Source organism: Neisseria sp. P0021.S007 (assembly GCF_051956855.1).
This window is the reverse complement of the sequence record NZ_JBQCXA010000802.1, coordinates 1-594: the sequence shown is the minus strand read 5'-3', so window position 1 is coordinate 594 and position 594 is coordinate 1. Positions and strand designations below refer to the sequence as shown.

The 594-nt window shown below is 55.6% G+C and carries 1 protein-coding gene; it reads right to left on the bottom strand.

The annotated features are described in order from the left end of the window. On the bottom strand, window positions 1-594 hold a 594-nt coding region (locus ACTHUR_RS16035; RefSeq protein ID WP_440399668.1), incomplete at both ends, for a phosphomethylpyrimidine synthase ThiC.

The following is a 594-nucleotide window of genomic DNA, read 5'->3' as shown; positions in this document are numbered from 1 at the left end:
ATACACCTGCGTGCAGGGTGAAATAGTCCACGCCTTGTTCTGCCTGCTCGATTAAGGTATCGCGCACCAAATCCCAAGTCAGGTCTTCGGCAATGCCGCCGGTTTTTTCCAAAGCTTGGTAAATCGGCACCGTGCCGATGGGGACGGGCGCGTTGCGGATAATCCATTCGCGCGTTTCGTGGATGTGCGCGCCTGTGGATAAGTCCATAATCGTGTCCGCGCCCCAACGCAGCGACCATACCATTTTTTCGACTTCTTCGGTCAGGCTGGAGGTTACGGCGGAGTTGCCCAAGTTGCCGTTGATTTTGACGCGGAAGTTGCGGCCGATAATCATCGGTTCGAGTTCGGGGTGGTTGATGTTGGCAGGGATAATCGCACGTCCGGCGGCGATTTCTTGGCGCACGAATTCGGGCGTGATTTGGTCGGGATGGGTTGGGATATTCGCGCCGAAACTTTGCCCTGCGTGTTGTTTCAAGAGCTTGGCGTATTCAGGCCGTCTGAAAAGTTCGTCCAGCTTCATGCGTTCGCGTATGGCGACAAACTCCATTTCCGGCGTAATGATGCCTTGGCGGGCGTAGTGGAGCTGGGTTACAT